Source organism: Fusobacterium necrogenes (assembly GCF_900450765.1).
GTDB lineage: Bacteria > Fusobacteriota > Fusobacteriia > Fusobacteriales > Fusobacteriaceae > Fusobacterium_A > Fusobacterium_A necrogenes.
Genome location: NZ_UGGU01000003.1, coordinates 1,269,557 through 1,290,650, shown reverse-complemented (window position 1 = coordinate 1,290,650; position 21,094 = coordinate 1,269,557). Strand labels below are relative to the sequence as shown.

Here is a 21,094-nt window from a genome sequence, read left to right as displayed (position 1 = left end):
AATCATTTATCTATTCAAGATAGTAAAAATATAGATAAACTTTATTTTATATTATTATAGCATTTTCAAGCTCTAATGTAAACTATTCACATTTAGAATATCTCTTTTTTATTTTTCCTTATTGAGATTATTAAAGTGAAATCTTTATAATTTTATATAAATATTTTATTTTTTCTTAGAGAGTTAGTGTTGTTTTTATTTTAATTATTCAAATATATTTATACTTATGTTATAATATATAGCAAATTGTTGTTTGAAAATTAAGGAGAGTTGAGATGGATAAGATAAGTTTTGAAGATTTTTTAAAAGAAGAGAGTGTTGTACTAATAGATGTAAGAACTCCTAAAGAGTTTTTATTAGAAAAAGTTCCAAATTCAATTAATATCCCAGTATTACTTGATGAAGAAAGAGTTAGTGTAGGAACAACTTATGTACAACAATCAAAGGAAACTGCAAAAAAAATTGGAGTAGAGTTTATCTCTAAAAGATTACCGAAAATTTTTGAGCAGGTACAAGAACTTTCAAAAAAATATTCTAAACTTGTTTTTATGTGTGCTAGAGGAGGAATGAGAAGTTCATCTATCACAGCTCTTTTTGCTAGCTTAGGATATAGAGTACTAAAATTGGATGGAGGATATAAGGCCTATAGAGATTTTATATTAAATAGATTACCTATAGAAAATGAAAAATTTAAATATTTAGTTATACATGGAAGGACTGGAGTTGGAAAGACAAAAATTTTAAATAGAATGAATGAATTGGGGGTTTCTGTGATGAATTTAGAAAAAATGGCATCACATAAAGGTTCATTTTTTGGAGCTTTAGGAGAAAAATTTCCTCAAAGTCAGAAAAGGTTTGATGGAGAGATTTTTGAATTTTTAAGGACTTGTAAAACTAAATATATAGTTGTTGAAAGTGAGAGCAAGAGAATTGGAAATTTATATGTGCCAGAGTCAGTTTATTCTTCAATGACGGGGGGGAAACATATTTTTATAAATACAAGTATCTCAAAAAGAGTAGATATTTTAATGGAAGATTATGGGAATGTTGCTATTGAAGAGATGGAGAAATGTATTATGAAGGTTGCTCGATATATTTCTAAAGAAAAATTGAATAACTATTTAAAGTTATTATATTCTAAAAAATTAAGAGAATTAGGGGAACTTTTAATTATTCAATATTATGATCCCTTATATGAGATAAGTATCAATAAACATGAATTTGAATTCTCTATAGCTTATGAAGAGATAGAAGAATGTGCTCAGAAATTAAGCAAATATTTCTTTGAATTAGAAAACGAGGATAATCATATATAAAATATTTTTAAATGTTTATCTATATTATAAAAATATAAAGAAGAGAAAGATATTATTTTATCAATCTCTTCTTTGATTTATTAACTATTTAAAAAAGTCCTGGAATATTGATTCCACCAGTTATTTTACCCATTTCAGTTTCAGCTAATTCATCAGCTTGTCTCATTGCTTCCCTTACAGCAGAAATTATTAAGTCTTCTAACATTTCTTTATCTTCGCTAGCTTCTTTAACTATATCATCAGTCAATTTAATTTCTAATAATTCTTTTTGCCCATTAACTTTAACAGTTACAGCTCCACCACCAACAGAAGATACAAGTTCTTTATCTTTTAACTCCTCTTGAACTAGTAACATTTGTTGTTGCATAGCTTGAGCTTGTTTTAGTATATTCATTTGGCTTTCTGCACCTTGAGATGTTTTTCCACCCTTTAACTTTCTAACCATTCTGACTATCCTCCTGATATTTTTGATCCTTAAAAGTGATTATATCACAAATCATTGCAAGTTTTCAATAGTTTTCTATATCTTATACGGGAAAAAGTAAATAGGATTAAATAATAATTCTTTTTCCTCAGTAAGAGTAGATATATTTTTTAATACTGCTTTAAAAGGAAGATATTGCTTAACTATTGTATCTAGTTTATCATTTTCAATTACATCAACTACTTCATACTCATTCAATTGTAAATCTTCAGCAAGTGTAATTATTGCTTTTTCAAGTCCACCAAGTTCATCAATTAATCCAAGTTCTTTTCCTTCTATACCTAACCATACTTTTCCTTGAGCTATTGAATGAACATATTTTCTGTCTAAATTTCTACTTTGTGCTACCACATCTAGAAATTCATTGTAAACTTTTAAACTAGAGGCATATATTTTTTCTCTATCATCTTCTGTAAATTCTTTTGTTAAAGAAAATAAATCAGAATATTCACCTTTTTTTACATTTTCTATATTTATATCTATTTTTTTAGTAAGTTCATTAAAATTAGGAATTAAACTAACTACACCTATTGAGCCAGTTATGCTTTCTTTATCAGCAAAAATTTTATTGCCAGCTGATGCTATGTAATATCCACCAGAAGCAGCTACTCCACTAATAGATACATATATGGGTTTTATTTTACTAGCTTCTTTTATTTTGTAATATATTAAATTAGATGCAAGCGCAGAACCACCAGGAGAATTTATTCTTAATACAATTCCTTTAATATTAGAGTCTTTGAGAGCTTTATCTATTTCAGTATTTATTTTATCAGGAGTAATACTATTTCCTATTCCTGATTTTTCATTATTAAATAAAATATTTCCTTCAGCATAGATAAGAGCCAATTTGTTATTAGAGATATTAACTTTTTCTTGATATTTTTCAATAGGAAACCATCTTTTTTCTCCTATTACTTCTTTTATTTGTGTCTCATAAAGTTGTTTATCTATTAAATTAAATTTTTTCATTTGATAAGGTTCTGAAGAAACAAAATCACCATTTAAAATTTTGGTATTTATAAAATTTTTATCTACTTGTCTTGCATCAACAAGTTTATTTAAAAAATTGTTATATATTTTGTCTTGAAGCCTAATAATATTTTCTTTATATTCAGATGACATTTCTTTTCTAATAAAATTCTCACCGTAGGCTTTGTAATCTCCTACATGTATAACATTGAATTTTACTCCAAGTTTATCAGCTAAACCTTTGTAATAAGCTAATTCAGTATAGTAGCCTGTAATATTGACATTAGCACCCATAGTAGGAGGCATTATTATTTCATCTGAAGAAAGAGCTAGTAAATATCCTTTATTATCCAAAGAATTAGCATATGAAATAACTTTTTTCCCAATTTTTTTTATTTCATCTAGTTTTACACTCAGCTCTTCAATTTGAGCTCTATTCAATGAAATATTATCTAATTTTAAAAAAATACTACTAATGTTTTTATCTTTTTTTATAGAATCAAGTCTTCTTATGAGGGAATAGAAATTTATCTCACTGTCTAAAAAAAATTTAGGAAGAGGCTTTGATTTTTCAGTATACTCCTTACTTAAGTCGACAAAAACAACACTATTTTTTTCTAAAGAAAGATTTTCACTTTGAATAGAATATTTTAATATACTTACTGTAATTGCAGTAATAATTATAAATAAAAGAAAAATTTTAATTATAAATGAAAAAAATTCTTTAGTAATAAATAGTAATGTTTTTAATATCAATTTTTTTAGAAATTTAAAAAATACCATATACACCATCCTTATTTAATCTTTTCAATTAATAATATCATATTTTTTAATATAGTCAAGTATTTAAAAAGACCCAATGAAATACTTTATTTAAAGAAATTCTTTTTATTTTTCAAAATTTATTATATAATTCTAAATGAGGCCATAATAAAGCATTTTAGGAGGGATTTATGCAATATTTAGGAGAGATTTTTGCACTTGTTACATCACTTGGGTGGGCCTTGAGCTCACTTTTTTTTGAGAAAGCTTCAAGGAGAGCTGACAGTATTTCAGTAAATGTAATTAGATTAGTAATAGGTATTGTTTTTCTAGGAATTTTTACCTTTATGGATAGGGGAGCTGTTTTGCCATTAGATGCAACGCCACAAAATTGGAAAATATTAGGAATATCAGGCCTTATAGGATTATTTTTAGGAGATCAATTTTTGTATGAAGCCTATGTTATGATAGGGGCTAGAATATGTATGCTTTTTATGACAATGACTCCCCTAGTAGTAGGAGTATTTGGTTATCTTTTTTTAGGGGAAGCATTGACACTAATTCAAATTGCAGCTATGCTAATAACCTGTAGTGGAGTACTATTAGTAGTAATCAACCCTAAAAATAAAAATGATGAGAAAAAATTATCATCAAAGGGGATACTATTTATCTGTGTAGCAATAATTTTAGAGGCAACAGGAATAGTATTTACTAAGATGGGTTCAATGGGATATGACCCTAGTTCATCTACTCAGATAAGAATGATTTGTGCTTTAGGTGTCTTTGTAATTTTTCTTACTTACAAAAGATTGTGGAAAAAAGTCTTTAATGTATTGGAGGATAGGAAAGTTATATTGTTAATAATAGGTGGAACTATTACAGCCACAGCTGGAATAACTTTTTTAGTAGCAGCTCTTAATTTAGGAAATGCTGGTATTATATCTACAATTTCCTCAACGAGCCCAATTCTTATAATTCCCATATCATATTTAATATTTAAAGAAAAAATAAGAATAAAAGAGATAATAGGGGCTTGTATCTCTGTTTTTGGAATAGCTTTATTTTTCTTGTAAATTACAATAGATTTTAAAAGGAGTTGGGAATATGAGAAATAAAATGGTTGGTTGTTTATTGGAAAGTTTAGTTTACTCTTTTCTTATATATTTAATTTTTTTTAAATATCTAAGATTTGGAGATAGTTTTTTAGAGATGAATCTTCATCCTTTTGTAATAATGGTAGGATTTATAGCATTAAAGTATGGAGCATACTTGGGATTAATAGGAAGTTTTATAGCTACAGGGGTATATCTTTACACATATTTATCCTTAGGAAATGATTTAGGATTATTTTTTATAAGTGTAGATTACTATAAATTTTTCTTGATATTTCTATTTGTAAATTTAGTTTTAGGAAAGTTTAAAAATATTTTTGATGAAAAGATAGAAGAGTTAAATAATGAGAAACATCAGTTGAGTAAGAAGTATAGAGAGGAAAGGGATAAAAATTTAGAATTAACTATTTTAAGTAATAAATTGAAAAACCAGATTGTAAATAGTAGACATAGTTTAATAACATTGTATCATATAAAAAACTCTCTAAAAAATAAAAATATAGAGCAAGTTTATACAGAGATTATGATTCTTTTCAAAGATTTTTTGGAGTGCGAGTCTGCATCTATATATAAATTAGTTGATGACAAAAGATTAGTGAATATTCTATCTTTTGGAAATAGAACTTTAGACTATAGTATAGACTTTGAAAGTGAAATAGCTAAACAATTTAGAGAGGTATATAAAAGTAGAAAACCACAGGAGTATCCATTAAATACAGCATTAAAAACTCCTATATATGTTGCCCCGATTTTTGATAGAGATAAGATTATTGGTTTTATCAATGTGGAAAAATTAAGTTTTAATGTAAAAGAGAGATATACCTTTGAACTTTTTAAAATAATTGTTGAAGAATTAAGAGATGCAATGATTGAGATTTTAAAAAGAGTTGAAGTAGAAAATAGTAAATATTATATAGAATCAGCTCCAAAAATTTTACAAAAAGAGTACTTTGATAGTGTAGTAGCTGAGAATAAGAGAAGAGAGGAGATTCTAAAAGAGAGCTATGTTTTACTAGAGGCTAAGAATAAAGGTTTTACTCCAAAAGAGATTTCTGATGCTCTAAGTGACAAAATAGAGGGAAACATCTATATTACAGCAGATGAAAAATATATACAAGTACTCTTTTCTATGACAAAAAAAGAAAAAATAGACTCTTTAATTTTAAAATTAAAAGAGTGTTTAAAAGAAGTTGATTTTTATGAAATCTAGATATTTTATATTTTTAATTTTATTATTAGCAGGAATAGTACAAGGAATAAGATTTTTAGATAAGGGAGATTATTTTTCTTTAGAGCAAAATCATAGATTTATATCTCCAACAATTAAAAAAGAGAAAACTACTTTAGAGAACTACCAAAAATATTTAGTATTCTATTCTAAAAATAATAGCCTATCCCAAGAGATATTGGATAATTTAGAAGAGGTTTTTAAATTTAATAAAACCCCTTATGATAAAGTGGAAATAGGGGAAGATATAGATATCTCTCTATATCAAAACTTTATTTTTACAACAGATACATTTTTAGGATTTAGAAAAAATATCTATTTAGCTATGAGGGAGAAGATAAAAAATGAAGGGGGAGGGATATTTTTATTTACAAATTCTCTTTACTCTCCTTTCCATAGATTCTTAGGAATAGAAAGTATAGATTTAAAAGAGAGTTATATAAGTAATGGAATGAGTTTTTCTGAAAAGTTTTATCCAGGGCTAGATTCTTTAAGTATAAAAGATGGAAGTATAAGTGGATATACCCACTCTCCAAAATTAAGTAAGGATGTAAAAATTATAGCTAAGGATAAAAAGGAAACACCTCTCATATGGAAAAAAGAGTTAGGAAAAGGAGAGATTTTTTATGTAAATACCTCACTTTTGGCAGAAAAGGTAGGAAGAGGAGTTATGACACAACTTATCTCTTTAGGAAGTCCTTGGTATATAGGAGTTACTTTGAATAGTAAATTGGTACACTTAGATGATTTTCCCTCTCCAATTCCTAGATATAGAGATGATATTATCTATAAAAGCTATGGAATGGATACCCACGACTTTTATAATCAGATTTGGTGGCAGGATATGAAAGCTCTTGCTAGAAGAAGAAATCTTAAATATTCAGCCTTTATGATTGGAGATTATAATGACGATATGTCAAAGTCTAGTATGAAAGAGTTAAATCGTACTACTATGAGAGATTTAGATAAAAGAGGGAGAGAATTATTTTTGCAAGGTGGAGAATTGGGAATACATGGCTATAATCATAATCCTTTAGCCTTTGAAGGAGATATAGATTTTAAATCTCTCAACTATAATCCTTGGAAAAATGAAGAGGATATAGAAGCTGGTCTTACTAAACTAGATAATATTATAAAGGAGCTGTGGGGGGATAATGTTGAAATCTACTCATATGTTCCACCAAGTAATATTTTAACCACTAGAGGAAAAAAGGTATTATATAAACATTATCCAAATTTAAAAATTATATCTTCACTTTTTTATGGAGCTGGAGATGGTAGTTTTGTAACAGAAGTAGGTAGAGATAGGGATTTTCCATCAATTTATCTATTACCTAGATTTTCATCAGGATTTTCAGCTACCGAAGAAAAAATGTGGAATATTTATAATGCCTTAGCTGTATATGGATACTACTCTCACTTTATACACCCAGATGATATTTTATCTGAAGATAGAGGTTATGGAAAAGATTGGGAACAGCTTTTAAGAGAGTTTGAAAATATGTTAGAAGAGGTAGATAAAAATTTACCATATCTAGAACCAACTCTCAATTATGAGTTGTTAGAAAAGTATAAAAATGTGGAGAATATAGAGTTATATTCTAAGAAAATAGGAAATAAAATTATAATAGAAACTAAAAATTTTAATTCTCCTTTTGAAATAACCTTTAGATTAAAAAATAATAGAATAAAAAATGTTAGCTCTAATAGGATTAGAGTAATAGGGGAGTATAAAAATAACACCCTTTATCAATTGAGTATAGATAGAGAATATTTTGAAATAGAACTAGAGGAGGGAAAATATGAAAAATAAGATTATAAATATAATTATTCTTCTAGTTTTTTTTGGGATAGAGATATACAATTTTAAAGAAAACTATAATACTATCTCTTTTGACAGTTTAAGAAGTAATTTTTGGCTATTTCATATGGGAATATCTGCTATCTATATAGTAATTAGTACCTATATATTAAAAGCTGATATAGGATATTATGACTTGATTTTATTTTTTCTTCCTCTTGTAGGAGGGATTATTCTTCTGTGTGAGCTGGTATTTTCCATTTTTAAAGATGAGATAAAAAATAATATAGAGGAAGCTTATGATATGGAAAAATATATAAAAGATAGTGTAGAAGAGCAATTGGAATTACAAAAAAGTTTAAATACCATAGCTGCCTATGACTCTCTTAATGTAAAAACAACAGAGGAAAAGAAAAAATTTATATTTGAATTTAATCCACCTAATATAGATTTTAAAGTTGAGATATTAGAAAAAGCATTAAAAGATGAGGATATAAATGTTATACACTATGCTGCTGTAGAATTAAATCGAATAGATGTAGAATTACAAAAAAATATAAAGGAAGCAGAGAAAACAGGGGATAAGTATAAACTATATCAAGCTTATAGAGAGTATATAAATTCAGGGATATTAAAAAATTTTATGCTGACTTTCTATTTAGAAAAGACTTTAGACTTACTTTTAGAATTAAGTGGAGAGAAGGGGGAGCTAAGGGAGGAGTTACTAACTATTTATGAGAGATTGGATAAAAAAGATGAATATGAAAAACTTTTACAAAATCTTATAGCTGAAAGTGAAAAAAGAGAGTTAGTAGAACTGATGTTAGAATTTCTTTATAAAGAGAATAGATATGAGGAGATGTTGAAATATTATAAAAAATATTCAAACTCAGGAGCAGTATTGCCTGAAATTTTTCAAGGGGAGGTAAGCCAATGAAAACAGTATGTATAATATGTGAAGGAGCCTACCCATATATAGTAGGTGGGGTTTCATCTTGGGTGCATGAGATAATTACCTCTAGTCCAGAATATAATTTTAAGGTTTTATGTATCATTCCAAATAAAGAGTTTGCTCAATTAAAGTATGAGCTTCCTAAAAATGTAGTAAGCGTAGACAATATAATTTTAAATCCAGAGATAGATTTCTCTATTTTTCAAGTGCTAAAAAATAAATTTATGGAGAGTAAAGAGAGAGAAGAGGCAGTAAGGGAACTTTTAACTTTTAATAAAATAATAACAAGTAAAGCTTTGGAAATAGTGGAAAAAATATTTGAGAAAAATATAGGAAAACCTTTAGAGGTTATATTGAGCAGAGATTATTGGAATACCCTTGTTGAAAATTATGAAAAAAATTATAGTGGAAGAAATTTTAATATCTATTATTGAACATATAGAAATATCATTTTAAATCTCATACTCATAGGACAGAGTAAGATACCAGAAGCAGATATATATCATCCAGTAGCAACTGGATATGCTGGTTATGTAGCTGCTCTTGCCGCTCACAGGAAAATGGGAAGAGTAGTCTTAACAGAGCATGGAATCTATCCTCGTGAAAGAGAGGAGGAGATAATTATAGCTAAATGGATAGATAAAGAATTTAAAAGTATATGGATAGAGTATTTTTATTATCTTTCAAAATTAGCTTATGAATATAGTGATATTATTATATCTTTATTTGAATATAATAGACAGGCTCAAATAGAGAATGGAGCAGATGAGAAAAAAACTGTAGTTATTCCCAATGGGATTGATGGGGAGATTTATAGTAAAATCCAAAGAGAGAAAAGAAGTGGATTTAATGTTGGCTCTGTTTTAAGAGTAGTTCCAATAAAAGATGTAAAGATGATGATAAAGGGATTTAAACTACTTACTCAGAGGGTAGAAGACACAAAACTATGGATAATAGGACCATATGAAGAGGATAGAGAATACTATGAGGAGTGTTTACAACTTGTAAAAGATTTGGGAATAGAGGATAAAGTTGTTTTTACTGGGAGAGTTGATGTAAAAGAGTACTATAAATTTCTAGATGTAATAGTGCTTTCATCTATATCAGAAGGACAACCACTTAGCATATTAGAGGCTATGGCAACAGGAATACCAGTTATTACAACAGATGTTGGAAATTGTAGAGAGGTAATAAAGGGGTGGAAAGATATAGGAGAAGCAGGGAGTATAATACCTCCTACCTCTTATACAGCTTTAGGTGAGGAGCTGATAAAATATGCTTATAATCCTGAAAGAATAAAAGAGTATGGGGAAAATGGTAAAAAAATTGTATTTAAAAAATATAAGAAATCTTATTATATAAATAAATATAAAGAGATTTATAGAGAGTTGGGTGAAAGAAAATGGCAGGAATAGGATTTGAATTGAGAAAACTTTTTTCTGAAAAGGATAAACCTTTTGGAGATGTAAAAGCGATAGCTTATTCAACAATAGTTAGTGTAGGTCCGTGGATTATAACAAGTGTCAGCTTGAATATAATCATATTATTAGCTAAGGCTGTAAATATAAATAGATTTGAAAGAGTCCTCTATACAAGTACTATACTATATGCTTTTGTTTTTTCTCAACTTCTCACAGGACCATTTCAATATTTAGTTACTAGATATGTATCAGATTGTGTTTTTAGTAAGAATATATCTAAAATAAGAGGGGCATACATAGGAATAAGCAAAATAATAATTATTCTTGGCTTTTTTATGAGTTATTTTTTTATAAGGAGAGGGGAGTTATCCACAAACTATAAATTAGTATGTATAGTTCTATTTATCACTATGAGTCTTTCTTGGATAACTATGATTTTTGTCTCTCTTTTAAAAAATTATAACTTTATGATAAAAAGTTTTTTTATAGGAAATATTATTGCTATTGGTTGTGTATATGTATTTTTTAAATATCCAAATCTATATGAAAAAGAGAGTATCAGTTTTGTGATGGTACTAGGTTATACTATTGGTATTGTTTTAAATTTTTTATTTAATTCTATCTATCTTTTGAAAGTGTTCAAGGGGGAGAGCACAGAGGATTTTGGATTTTTAGGATATTTTAAAGGCTATTTTAATCTATTCTTTACAGGATTATTTTATTTTTGGGGAATGTGGTCCCACGTAATAGTAAATTGGTATTTAGGTAACTCTTATATAACAGCTGGTGTATTTAGAATCTCTCCCCTCTACGAAATAGCTGTATTTTATGGATTTTGTACTGCTATTCCAAGTATGGTTTATTTTATGATTTTTTTAGAGACAAGATTTTTACCAGTGTATCAAAATTATTACAAAGAGGTATTTTATACTGGAAATTATGAAGATATAAAAAAAGCTTTAAGAGAGATGTACAAAGCTTTAAGTGAAGAGATATTTTATTCTATGGAGTTACAATTTATGGTATCAATAACCTTTGTTCTTGCTGGAGATTTGATTTTTGATTATTTTGGAATGGACTTATATCTTTTAGATATATTTAGGTTGACTGTTCTTTCAGTATATTGTGCTATATTTGTAGCTATATATATAACTATATTTTTATATTTTGATTTCAGAGGTTACTCAGCTTTTACAGGATTGATTTTCTTTTTGACTAATACGATTTTTTCTATAATAACTGGGAAAATGTCTGAAAACTATTTAGGATTGGGATTTTTTATATCAAGTTTTATTACTCTTTTGATAGCTGTATATTTTAATAGAAGAATTTTTGAGAATCTGACTTATATTACTATGTTTAGAAGAAACTATGAAGTAAAAATAGGAGAAGATTTTTCTAGAGGTTTAAGTAGAGTGATGAATAAAAAAGTATATATAATTTTAGTAGCCTTAGTTATGCTAATATTTGGAGGATGTACCTCTTATGATAAAAAAGGATTTAATAACGTAACTAAAAGAAATTGGCATACAATGGGAATATATAGTTTAGAGGGATATGACTATGAAGGATTTAATTCAGAAGGAGTCAACTCTTTAGGGTTTAATAGAGCTGGATGGAATGAATTTACAGATACTGCCTATGACTATAGAGGATTTGATGAAAATCATATTCACAGAGAAACAAGAAAAAGTTATGATGAGAGAGGGTTTGACTATCAAGGAAAAAATGTCTATACCAATAGTCCATATGATAAATTAGGATTTGATGCAGAGGGAAAACATAGAGAAACAGGTACAGAGTATGATAAGGCAGGTTGGACATACTATGGATTAAATAAATATACTCAAAGTTACTATGACAAAGATGGGTATAGTATAGATGGAATAAGAGAAGATGGTTTTAATAAATCTGGTTGGAACATATATACAAAAAGTAAATATGATGGTAGAGGGTTTAATAAAAATCGTATCCACAGGGAAACAGGAAAAAGTTATGATGAGAGAGGGTTTGACTATCAAGGAAAAAATGTCTATACCAATAGTCCATATGATAAATTGGGATTTGATGCAGAGGGAAAACATAGAGAAACAGGTACAGAGTATGATAAGACAGGTTGGACATACTATGGATTAAACAAATATACTCAAGACTACTATGACAGAGAGGGATATAATAGAGAAGGAGTGAATATAAATGGTTATAGAAGGGGAGAGAAGGAGGCAATAGAAGAAAAGGAAGAGATTAGTGATGGATATAATAGAGATTGGTTAGATGATGAGGGATTTAATAGAGATGGAATATATATAGGGGGATATTAATATGAAAATAAAATATATGACAGCAGGTATTTTAATCTCTACATCTCTTTTTGCAAAGGAGCTAGACTTATACTCCAAAGATTTTGTAAAGTATAAAGGGGTAGATATTTTAAATTTTTATATTCCAGTAGAGGAGAAAAATAAATTTAGAACATATATTGATTATGAAAAAACAGATGATTTAGATACAATTACTTGGAATATAGGCGAGGGATATATAGAATTAGATAAAAGATGGGAGCTAGAATATGATGTAGAGAGAAAATTTTATAGAGGAGATGCTAATTATAGAGGTTGGAATAGCACTTTTACCTTTGTGAGAGATGAGATAAATACCAATTTTTTTGGAAAAAGTTGGGATACTAGCTTTGTATTTGGATTGGAGCAGGAAACCCTAGAGGATATACCTTTTAATTTTGAGAGGTATAAGCTTTATGGTGGATATAGGTTTAGAACCCCACTTGATATAGGTATGGGAGGAACATATTTTGGATTTGATATCTTGGGGAAAAAAGTTTTTAGTACAATAGAAGATGGAGTTTCTGGAGAGATAAATTTAGTTAGTTCTACAAATTTAGGTTATGGATTTCAATTTTTTAATACGATTTATAATGAGTATATGTCTTATGATAATAATGAAGGATATAGAGTAGGTTTAGAATCTTATTTGAGATGGACTTATGAGTTGGGTATGGATTTTGCTTTTGCTGTTGAATTTGGAATAGATAGTGATAAATATTTTGGTTCAACTAATTTAGATTATAGTAATGAGCTATATTTCCTACCATATATATTATATTCTCATAACTTCACACAGAGGTTTAGAGTATTTGCAGAATTAGGTTTACCAGGATATAAGATAAAAGAAAATAAAGCAAAATCATATGATTCTAACGATAGTGGTATTTACTACTATGGAAAAATAGGTGTTGAATATATTTTCTAATGGAGGAGATATGAAAGAGCTAATAATACTTTTTCTATTTTTTTCCTCTCTCCTTTTTGGAGAGAGTTTTTCTTTAATTAAGATGCGAGAGTTAGTTGAAGAGATAGCTAGAAAAGATGAAGAAAAAATCATAATATTACAAAATGGAAGTAATATTTATTATAATGATGGGATTTTAGATAAAAAATTTTTAGAGTATGTAGATGGTGCTGGACAGGAGTCTTTTTTATATGGAAGTGATGAAGAGGTAGGGAGAGCTACCTCTCTACAAGATAGGGAGTATCTATTAAAGAGATTAATACCTCTTGAAAGAGAAGGAAAGAAAATATTAACAATAAACTATTCAAATAATAAAAAAGATGACAACACAATAAAAAAAATTAATAAAAAATATAACTTTATAGGAGAGAGAATAAAAACCTTTTCAGCTAATTACTTTAATACTCCATTGAATCCATTCAGTAAAAAAAATATTCAGAGTATAAATGAGGTAGAGAATTTTTTATATATTCTTAATCCAAATAAATTTAAAAATAAAAAAGAATACTATAATGCCTTAAAAAATACAAATTATGATTTAATTATAATAGAGCCTTCTTTTAATGGAGAGTTTTTCAGTAAGAGTGAAATAGAGAGATTAAAATATAAAAAAAGTGGAGAGAAGAGATTATTAATCGCTTATTTTAGTATAGGAGAAGCTGAAAACTATAGAGAATATTGGGAGAAAAAATGGGATGAAAAACTTCCAAATTGGATAGTAAAAGAGAATGAAAATTGGGAAGGAAACTATATAGTAAAATATTGGAGTGCTGAGTGGAAAGAGATTATTAAGAAGTATCAAGATAAATTAGATGAGATAGGAGTAGATGGGTATTATTTAGATACGATAGATAGTTTTGAATTTTTTGAATAACTTTTAAATAAAGAATAGGCTACATATTTCAGAATAGGATCATTAATAGATTTTTAAAAATTTTGTAAATAAAATAAATATAAAAATTTGAATGCTGTATGACTAATGGAAGCAAAAAACGATAAAGAAGTCCCTTCGGCCTCAGGACTTCTTTATACGTAGAAATTAAAATGTAATTTAAGGAAATGTCTTATGACAATATTATTATATCATATTATTTGATATTGTCAATAAATATTTTGTTTAACTAAATAATTTTTGATTGGAATTAAACATATCTAAAAGATATAAAAAATATATTGTACAAGAAATATAAACTAGAGTATACTGATAAGAGACAGGATAGAGGAGCAAAGGACAAGAGTAGAAGTATCTAGCTTGGCAGGCGTTATGATATTTTGAAAGGGGAATTTGCCGAAATAAAGGAGAGGGCTGAACTCTTTTGTTGGCAGTGTGGAGAATATCTACAATGTTGTCATTGAAAATTTTCAATGGAGAGCTATCTGTGAGAAATGTAGAGGGATTGATTTATCTTTTTTGTAATTTATCACAGTTGAGTCAGCTGTGATTTTTTTATTTTGCTAAAATTTTTAGGAGGTATAAAATATGATTAATGCAATTTGGTGTGGACTTATAGTGATAGGAGTATTGGTGGGGATATTTACTGGAAATGTACAAGCAGTTACAGATTCAGCTATTGAATCAGCAGGAACAGCTGTAACTTTATCTTTAGAGATGATAGGGGTAATGGCTCTGTGGCTTGGACTTATGAAGATAGCTGAAGAGGCAGGAATGGTAAAAGCAATGGGAAATTTAATGAAACCACTTTTGGTAAAACTATTTCCTGAGATACCAGCTGACCACCCAGCTATGGGAAGTATAGTAGCTAATATGGCGGCTAATTTTTTTGGATTAGGAAATGCGGCTACTCCAATTGGAATAAAAGCTATGCAGGAGTTACAACTTTTAAATGATAATAAAGATGAGGCATCAAACTCTATGGTAATGTTTTTAGCTATTAATACTTCATCTGTAACTTTAATTTCATCTAGTACGATAGCATATAGAGTGGCAGCTGGTTCAGCTAACGCCACTGAGATAATAGCTCCAACAATAGTAGCGACAATTATGTCAACAACTGTAGCTATAATCTCTTGTAAGTTTTTAGAAAAGTTACCTAAATATAAAAGAGAAAAGATAGAGATAGAAAAATAAAAGTAAGAAAAAGTTAGTTATTGAAATAATAAAAAATTTTTAGTAAAATTTAGGAGGAAGAAATATGTTCGTAAGAATAATGGAAAATATATCACTTTATGCCATACCTTTAATTATATTAGTAATAGTAGGATACGCTTATTTTGTAAAGAAAATAAAAGTTTATGAAGTATTTTGTGAAGGAGCAAAAGAGGGGTTTAATACAGCTATTAGAATCATTCCTTTTTTAGTAGCTATGTTAGTGGCAATAGGTATTTTTAGAGCTTCTGGTTGTATAGATATTATGATGAAAATATTAGACCCAGTTTTCTCATTGATAGGAATGCCAGGAGAGGTATTACCTATGGCTATATTAAGACCTCTATCTGGAGGAGGGGCTACTGGGGTAATGAATGATTTAATGCTTACATATGGACCAGACTCTTTAATAGGAAGAATAGCTTCTACTATGATGGGTTCAACAGAGACAACTTTCTATGTTCTTGCAGTATATTTTGGAGCAGTGAGCATAAGAAAAACAAGACATGCAGTAGCGGCTGGGCTATTAGCTGACTTAGCTGGACTTTTAACAGCTGTATGGATTTGTAGAATTATGTTTGCTTAAAAACTATAATTTGGAGAAGAGAATGAAAAAATTAAGAACACTTGTATTAGCTTTAATATTTTTATCAAGTTGTACTAATAATGAGATAAAAGATATCCCAGTGAAAATTGAAAATAAAATAGAAGAAGAAGTAAGAGCTGAAAAGATAGAAACACCAAGTGAAATTTTAAAAAGCTTGGAGCAAGAGATTGGTGTAAAAGAAAATATTGATGAAAATAGAGAAGAGATAGATGAAACAGCTTCAGAAAAGATTGAAAATACAGTTGAGGGAGATGTAGTTAAGGAAAAAATAGAGGAGAAACAACCAGCTCAAAAAGAGGAGAAAAAAGATATCTCTTCAGAAAAAATTGTCTTACTTAAAACTAAGGGAGAAAAAGCAATAAAAAGCTTTAGTAATCTAGAGATGTTAGAGCATAGTAATATTGGTATAGAGGTAAGAGAGATAGAGAGTGGAGAGATAATAGCTCAGTATAATAAAGGAGTTGCAATAACTCCAGCTTCTATATTGAAAGTAATTACTTCAGCTACTGCTTTAGAAGTTTTAGGGGCTGATACAAGATTAGAAACAAAAGTAGTATATGATGGGAAGATAGATGGAGAAGGGACTCTTACAGGAGACATATATATTATCGGTGGTGGAGACCCTACTTTAGGTTCTGATGGAATAAAAAAAGAGCAGACTGCTTTTATGACAGAGTGGATAAGTAAGGTAAAATCCTCTGGAATAAAAAAGATAAAGGGAGATATCATTGTAATAGATAATCTTTTTGGTTATGTAGGAGTAGAGGAAAAATGGTTGTGGGAAGATTTTGGTACTAACTATGGGCAAGGAACTTATGGAATAAGTGTATTTGATAATCTATACACTCTATACCTATCTTCAACTGATAAAAAAGTTAATATATTAGGAACAAAACCTGAGATTGATGGATTAAAATTTGAGAATAGATTGAAAATATCTCCTAGAGGCAGAAGAGATTTCTCAGTAAGAGGTTTACCTTTTGAGAATAAAAGAGTATTAAATGGAGAGGTTCCAGCTAATCTGAAAAAAATTGTAACAAAGAGCGATATTCCAAATCCAGCTTTATTTTTAGGGCAATATTTTAAGAAAAGTTTAAAAAATTCAGGAGTATCAGTTAATGGAGATGTAAAGACTTCAAGAAATAGTAATAAAAGACCAAAAAATCCTAAAACTTTAGCTATAACAAAATCAGCCACAATAGAAGAGATGGTAAGAGTATTACTAAAAAGAAGTGATAACCATTATACAGAGCATCTATATCAACTTTTAAAACTTAAGGATGTAGATATTGATAAGTTTTGGGAAGAGAAAGGGATAGATACTAAAGCCTTGGTAATGGTTGATGGAAGTGGATTATCTCGTGGAGACTATGTATCAGCTAGTATCTTAACAGACATATTAGTTTATATGAATGATAACTACCCAGAGTTTGAAAAGTTACTACCAAGAGGTGGTTACGAGGGAACTGTTTCAGATTTCTTAGAACCAGAGGTTTTTGATGGGATAGTAAGAGTAAAAAGTGGAAGTATGAGTGGAATACAATCTTATACTGGATATGTGGAAAAAGATGGAACTAAATTAGCTTTTACAATAATTGTAAACCATTGGAATAGAAATAGAAATAGATTAAAAGATGAGATGGAGAGATTTATCAACAGTTTATTTTAGGAGTAAGAGATGTTAGGAAAAGTTTTAAAAAAAGGGGATACTATTGGAATAATAGCTCCTGCTAGTTGCAGTAGTTATGAAAAAGTATTAGAAGCTAAGAGAAATATAGAGAGTATGGGATACAAGGTAGTTCTAGGAGAGTGTACACAAAAACAGTGGTACTCCTATGCTGGAGAAGATGAGGAAAGAGCAAGGGAGATAAATAACTTTTTCTCTGATAAAAAAATTGATGCTATTCTCTGTATGAGAGGGGGCTATGGTTGTAATAGACTTATAGAGCTTATAGATTTTGAAACAATAAAAAATAATCCTAAAATCTTTGTGGGATATAGTGATATTACAACTTTACACATGGGAATAAATGAAAAGATAGGATTAGTAACTTTTCATGGACCTATGGCAGTAAGTAATTTTACTGGAGAGTATAATAGAGATACATATAATAATTTTGTTGAAATTTTATCTAATCCTTTAGAGCAAAGAGTAGTAAATAATTTTTCTAAAGAGCTAGGAGTAATCAGTAAAGGAAGGGCTAAAGGAAAGTTGGTAGGGGGAAATTTAGCAACTCTTATAGCTACTCTTGGAACAGAGTATGATTTAGATTATAGAGGAAAGATACTTTTTCTTGAAGAGATAGGAGAAAAAACTTATAAGGTAGATAGATTTTTAAATCAATTGAAGAAACATGGAGTTTTTGAAAGGATAGAGGGGATTGTTTTAGGAGATTTTAAAAATTGTCCTCCAGATTCAGAAAAAGATATGACACTGATGGAAGTTTTCCAAGATTATTTTAGAGATTTAAAGAAGCCAGTAATATATAATTTGGAGAGTGGTCATAGTGAGCCTATGCTAACTCTTCCCCTTGGAGCTATGTGTGAAATAGATAGTTATGAGAAAAGAATTACAATACTAGAAAAGGTAGTTAAATAGATTTCTTAAATTGAAATCAAAAAATAAAAATATTTAAAAATATAAAAGGAAAAAAGTTTACTTCCAATCGCTAGTGCTTACGCAATGCTCATTACAGTAAATTTTTTTCCTTTTTCTTTACTCTTCCTATATCACGATTTCAATTTAAGAAATTTACTAGGAGAGAGAATAACATTCAAGAATGACGAAGATTGAGAAGAATAAATAGAGTAAGTCAGTGAAATCGAACGCTAAAAAACACAACTGTTTGAGCGAAGCGAGTTTTGTGTTTTTAGTGAGATGAGCCTACTTACTCTTTATTCTTTGAACGAAAGTCATTCTTGAATTATTTATAGTTAATTTTATATTATTTATTTTTATTTGATAAATAAATTCTAAAAATGTGAATAATAATATTTTTAAAAACTTAATAAAAATAATATTTAAATAAAAAAATATGAATAAAAAATAAAAATAATTGATAGATAGGAAGTGAAGAAAAAAGTTGTTATAATTTTATTTAGATAGAATTTCTATAAGCCTGCCATTATAAAATAGAAATTTAAAAAAATATTGAATTAAAACAAAAAAAGTATTAAAATAAAAGGGTTAAATAATAAAAATCTGGAGGGGTTTCATGAAAAAGGAAACTGTAGCAGATAATCTTAAACTTTTACAAAAAGGAAGTGGAAAGTTATATCTGCTATGTATTATCGTGGGAGCTTTGACAGGATTTACAGTCTCTCTATATAGATGGGCGCTTAACTATGCCAATCATTTTAGAGAATTTATAGTAAAAAACTCTTTGTCAGAAGGAACACTAACTATTTTTCTTATTTGGATATCTTTTATTTTAATTGGACTTATTATAGACTATATTTCAAAAAAATATCCGAAAATTTCAGGAAGTGGAATACCACAAGTGAAAGGGATACTTTTAAGAAAGTTAGACTATGTAAATTGGTTTCAAGAGTTAATAGCTAAATTTATAGCTGGGCTTATGAGTATAGGAGCTGGACTTTCATTAGGAAGAGAGGGACCTTCTGTGCAATTGGGTTCATATATAGGTTTTGGAATTACCAAAATTTTTAAAAGAGATAGTATCGAGAAAAAATATTTAGTAACAAGTGGTTCTAGTGCTGGGCTTGCTGGTGCTTTTGGGGCACCTCTTTCAGGAGTGATGTTTGCTCTTGAGGAGTTACATAAATATATTTCGGCAAAACTTTTAATCTGTACTTTCTTAGCAAGTATAGCTTCTGATTTTGTAGGAAGACGCATGTTTGGAATGGACACATCCTTTAATCTGATAGCTAATTATCCTAAAAATATAAATCCTTATTATCAATTTATCCTCTATATAATTTTAGGAATAGTGATAGCTTTCTTTGGTAAATTATTTACTTTAACTTTAATTAAAGTACAAGATAAATTTAAAGAGTTAAAAATTTCAAGATGGATAAAAATATCTTTTGTAATGTCTACTTCACTACTATTTTGTTATTTTTTACCAGAAGTAACAGGAGGAGGACATGAATTAGTAGAGGAGATGGCTGGAGGAAATAGAACAATACAGTTATTGATTTTAATTTTTCTGGCAAAACTTTTTTTCACTGCTCTATGTTATGCAACTGGATTTGCTGGTGGAATATTTTTGCCAATGTTAGTATTGGGAGCTATTATAGGGAAAATCTATGGATTAACACTTATTAAATATTTAGGTGTTGGATTAGATTTTGTTCCTCATTTTATGGTGTTAGGAATGGCTGGATATTTTGTTGCAGTGGTAAGGGCACCTATTACAGGGGCTGTTCTCATATTAGAGATGACAGGAAATTTTGACCATCTACTTGCTTTAGTTACAGTTTCAGTAGTAGCTTACTATGTAACAGAACTTTTAGGACTAGAGCCTATTTATGAAATTTTATTTAAACGTATGCCAAAAGATACTCCTATGAAAGAGGAAGATTCTGGAAAGAAGACAATAATAACAGTACCTGTGATGGCTGAATCTGAATTAGATGGGAAAACTATTTCAGAGATAAAATGGGCTGAAGATGTCTTGGTAGTGGCAATATGTAGAAATGAACATGAGATAATTCCTAAAGGAAATAGTGTGATAGAGAGTGGAGATGTTCTTACACTATTACTTCCAGAAGTAAAGGTCTATGAAATGAAGGAGATTCTATATAAGCAAGGAAATACGAAGTAGGAAAATGAGGAATTTCAAAAAATAAAATAACTTAGGTTTGTAACATTAACGACATATATTAATGTTATACTTAAAACATACTAAATCTTTCCCCAAGATATTTTATATAGATAAAGTAAAAAGGACTTGTTAACAAGTCCTTTTTACTTTATAACAATAACTTAATCTTTTACTAAATTTTATAAATAAATTTAATAGGTTTCATAATTTGATAACTAAATATTTTTTTTAAAGAAAGT

15 protein-coding genes, 1 pseudogene and 1 riboswitch are annotated in these 21,094 nt (G+C 28.5%); of the genes and pseudogenes, 14 read left to right on the top strand and 2 right to left on the bottom strand.

What is annotated here, in order from left to right; genetic code table 11:
* Positions 1-275: 275 nt before the first annotated feature.
* Complete coding sequence (gene mnmH, locus DYA59_RS06210; protein ID WP_115270433.1) at positions 276-1,316, top strand: tRNA 2-selenouridine(34) synthase MnmH; 1,041 nt, start codon at positions 276-278, stop codon at positions 1,314-1,316.
* An 88-nt stretch (positions 1,317-1,404) separates the two neighbouring features.
* Here the strand turns inward: mnmH and DYA59_RS06205 are convergent, their stop codons facing one another.
* Both DYA59_RS06205 and sppA read right to left on the bottom strand, forming a co-directional pair.
* A complete protein-coding gene (locus DYA59_RS06205; RefSeq protein WP_115270431.1) occupies positions 1,405-1,761 on the bottom strand; it encodes a YbaB/EbfC family nucleoid-associated protein in 357 nt (118 codons plus the stop codon).
* A gap of 75 nt (positions 1,762-1,836) precedes the next feature.
* On the bottom strand, positions 1,837-3,555 hold the full coding sequence (gene sppA / locus DYA59_RS06200) for a signal peptide peptidase SppA (protein WP_115270429.1): 1,719 nt from the start codon (positions 3,553-3,555) through the stop codon (positions 1,837-1,839).
* 170 nt (positions 3,556-3,725) lie between these two features.
* On the opposite strand from sppA, the gene DYA59_RS06195 reads away from it, so the two are divergent.
* The 13 genes and pseudogenes from DYA59_RS06195 (at position 3,726) to DYA59_RS06135 (ending at position 20,855) form a co-directional block, all read left to right on the top strand.
* Positions 3,726-4,607, top strand: a complete 882-nt coding sequence (locus tag DYA59_RS06195; RefSeq protein ID WP_115270427.1) for a DMT family transporter — start codon at positions 3,726-3,728, stop codon at positions 4,605-4,607.
* Positions 4,608-4,638: 31 nt separating this feature from the next.
* Positions 4,639-5,856, top strand: a complete 1,218-nt coding sequence (locus DYA59_RS06190) for a hypothetical protein (RefSeq protein WP_115270425.1) — start codon at positions 4,639-4,641, stop codon at positions 5,854-5,856.
* Complete coding sequence (locus DYA59_RS06185; protein ID WP_115270423.1) at positions 5,846-7,687, top strand: DUF2194 domain-containing protein; 1,842 nt, start codon at positions 5,846-5,848, stop codon at positions 7,685-7,687. Before DYA59_RS06190 ends, DYA59_RS06185 begins: the two co-directional genes overlap by 11 nt.
* The gene (locus tag DYA59_RS06180; RefSeq protein WP_115270421.1) at positions 7,677-8,612 is read left to right on the top strand and encodes a tetratricopeptide repeat protein; all 936 of its coding nucleotides are present in this window, start codon (positions 7,677-7,679) and stop codon (positions 8,610-8,612) included. Before DYA59_RS06185 ends, DYA59_RS06180 begins: the two co-directional genes overlap by 11 nt.
* A pseudogene (pelF, locus tag DYA59_RS06175) lies at positions 8,609-10,042 on the top strand (GT4 family glycosyltransferase PelF). Before DYA59_RS06180 ends, pelF begins: the two are co-directional and overlap by 4 nt.
* The gene (gene pelG / locus DYA59_RS06170) at positions 10,030-12,369 is read left to right on the top strand and encodes an exopolysaccharide Pel transporter PelG (protein ID WP_115270419.1); all 2,340 of its coding nucleotides are present in this window, start codon (positions 10,030-10,032) and stop codon (positions 12,367-12,369) included. The pseudogene pelF and the gene pelG overlap by 13 nt, the downstream one beginning before the upstream one ends.
* A gap of 1 nt (position 12,370) precedes the next feature.
* Positions 12,371-13,315: a hypothetical protein gene (locus DYA59_RS06165; protein ID WP_115270417.1), complete on the top strand. Its 945-nt coding sequence runs from the start codon at positions 12,371-12,373 to the stop codon at positions 13,313-13,315.
* 10 nt (positions 13,316-13,325) lie between these two features.
* Positions 13,326-14,228 carry an endo alpha-1,4 polygalactosaminidase gene (locus DYA59_RS06160; protein ID WP_147368827.1) on the top strand — a complete coding sequence of 301 codons (903 nt, stop codon included), beginning with the start codon at positions 13,326-13,328 and terminating at the stop codon, positions 14,226-14,228.
* 335 nt (positions 14,229-14,563) lie between these two features.
* A riboswitch (Lysine riboswitch) is annotated at positions 14,564-14,738 on the top strand.
* 96 nt (positions 14,739-14,834) lie between these two features.
* Positions 14,835-15,443 carry a nucleoside recognition domain-containing protein gene (locus tag DYA59_RS06155; RefSeq protein ID WP_115270415.1) on the top strand — a complete coding sequence of 203 codons (609 nt, stop codon included), beginning with the start codon at positions 14,835-14,837 and terminating at the stop codon, positions 15,441-15,443.
* Positions 15,444-15,507: 64 nt separating this feature from the next.
* Positions 15,508-16,047, top strand: coding sequence for a spore maturation protein (locus DYA59_RS06150; protein WP_040493632.1), 540 nt, complete (start codon positions 15,508-15,510; stop codon positions 16,045-16,047).
* A gap of 22 nt (positions 16,048-16,069) precedes the next feature.
* On the top strand, positions 16,070-17,737 hold the full coding sequence (gene dacB, locus DYA59_RS06145) for a D-alanyl-D-alanine carboxypeptidase/D-alanyl-D-alanine endopeptidase (RefSeq protein ID WP_115270413.1): 1,668 nt from the start codon (positions 16,070-16,072) through the stop codon (positions 17,735-17,737).
* 9 nt (positions 17,738-17,746) lie between these two features.
* A complete protein-coding gene (locus tag DYA59_RS06140) occupies positions 17,747-18,667 on the top strand; it encodes a S66 peptidase family protein (RefSeq protein WP_115270411.1) in 921 nt (306 codons plus the stop codon).
* A gap of 616 nt (positions 18,668-19,283) precedes the next feature.
* Complete coding sequence (locus tag DYA59_RS06135) at positions 19,284-20,855, top strand: ClC family H(+)/Cl(-) exchange transporter (RefSeq protein ID WP_115270409.1); 1,572 nt, start codon at positions 19,284-19,286, stop codon at positions 20,853-20,855.
* Positions 20,856-21,094 lie beyond the last annotated feature (239 nt).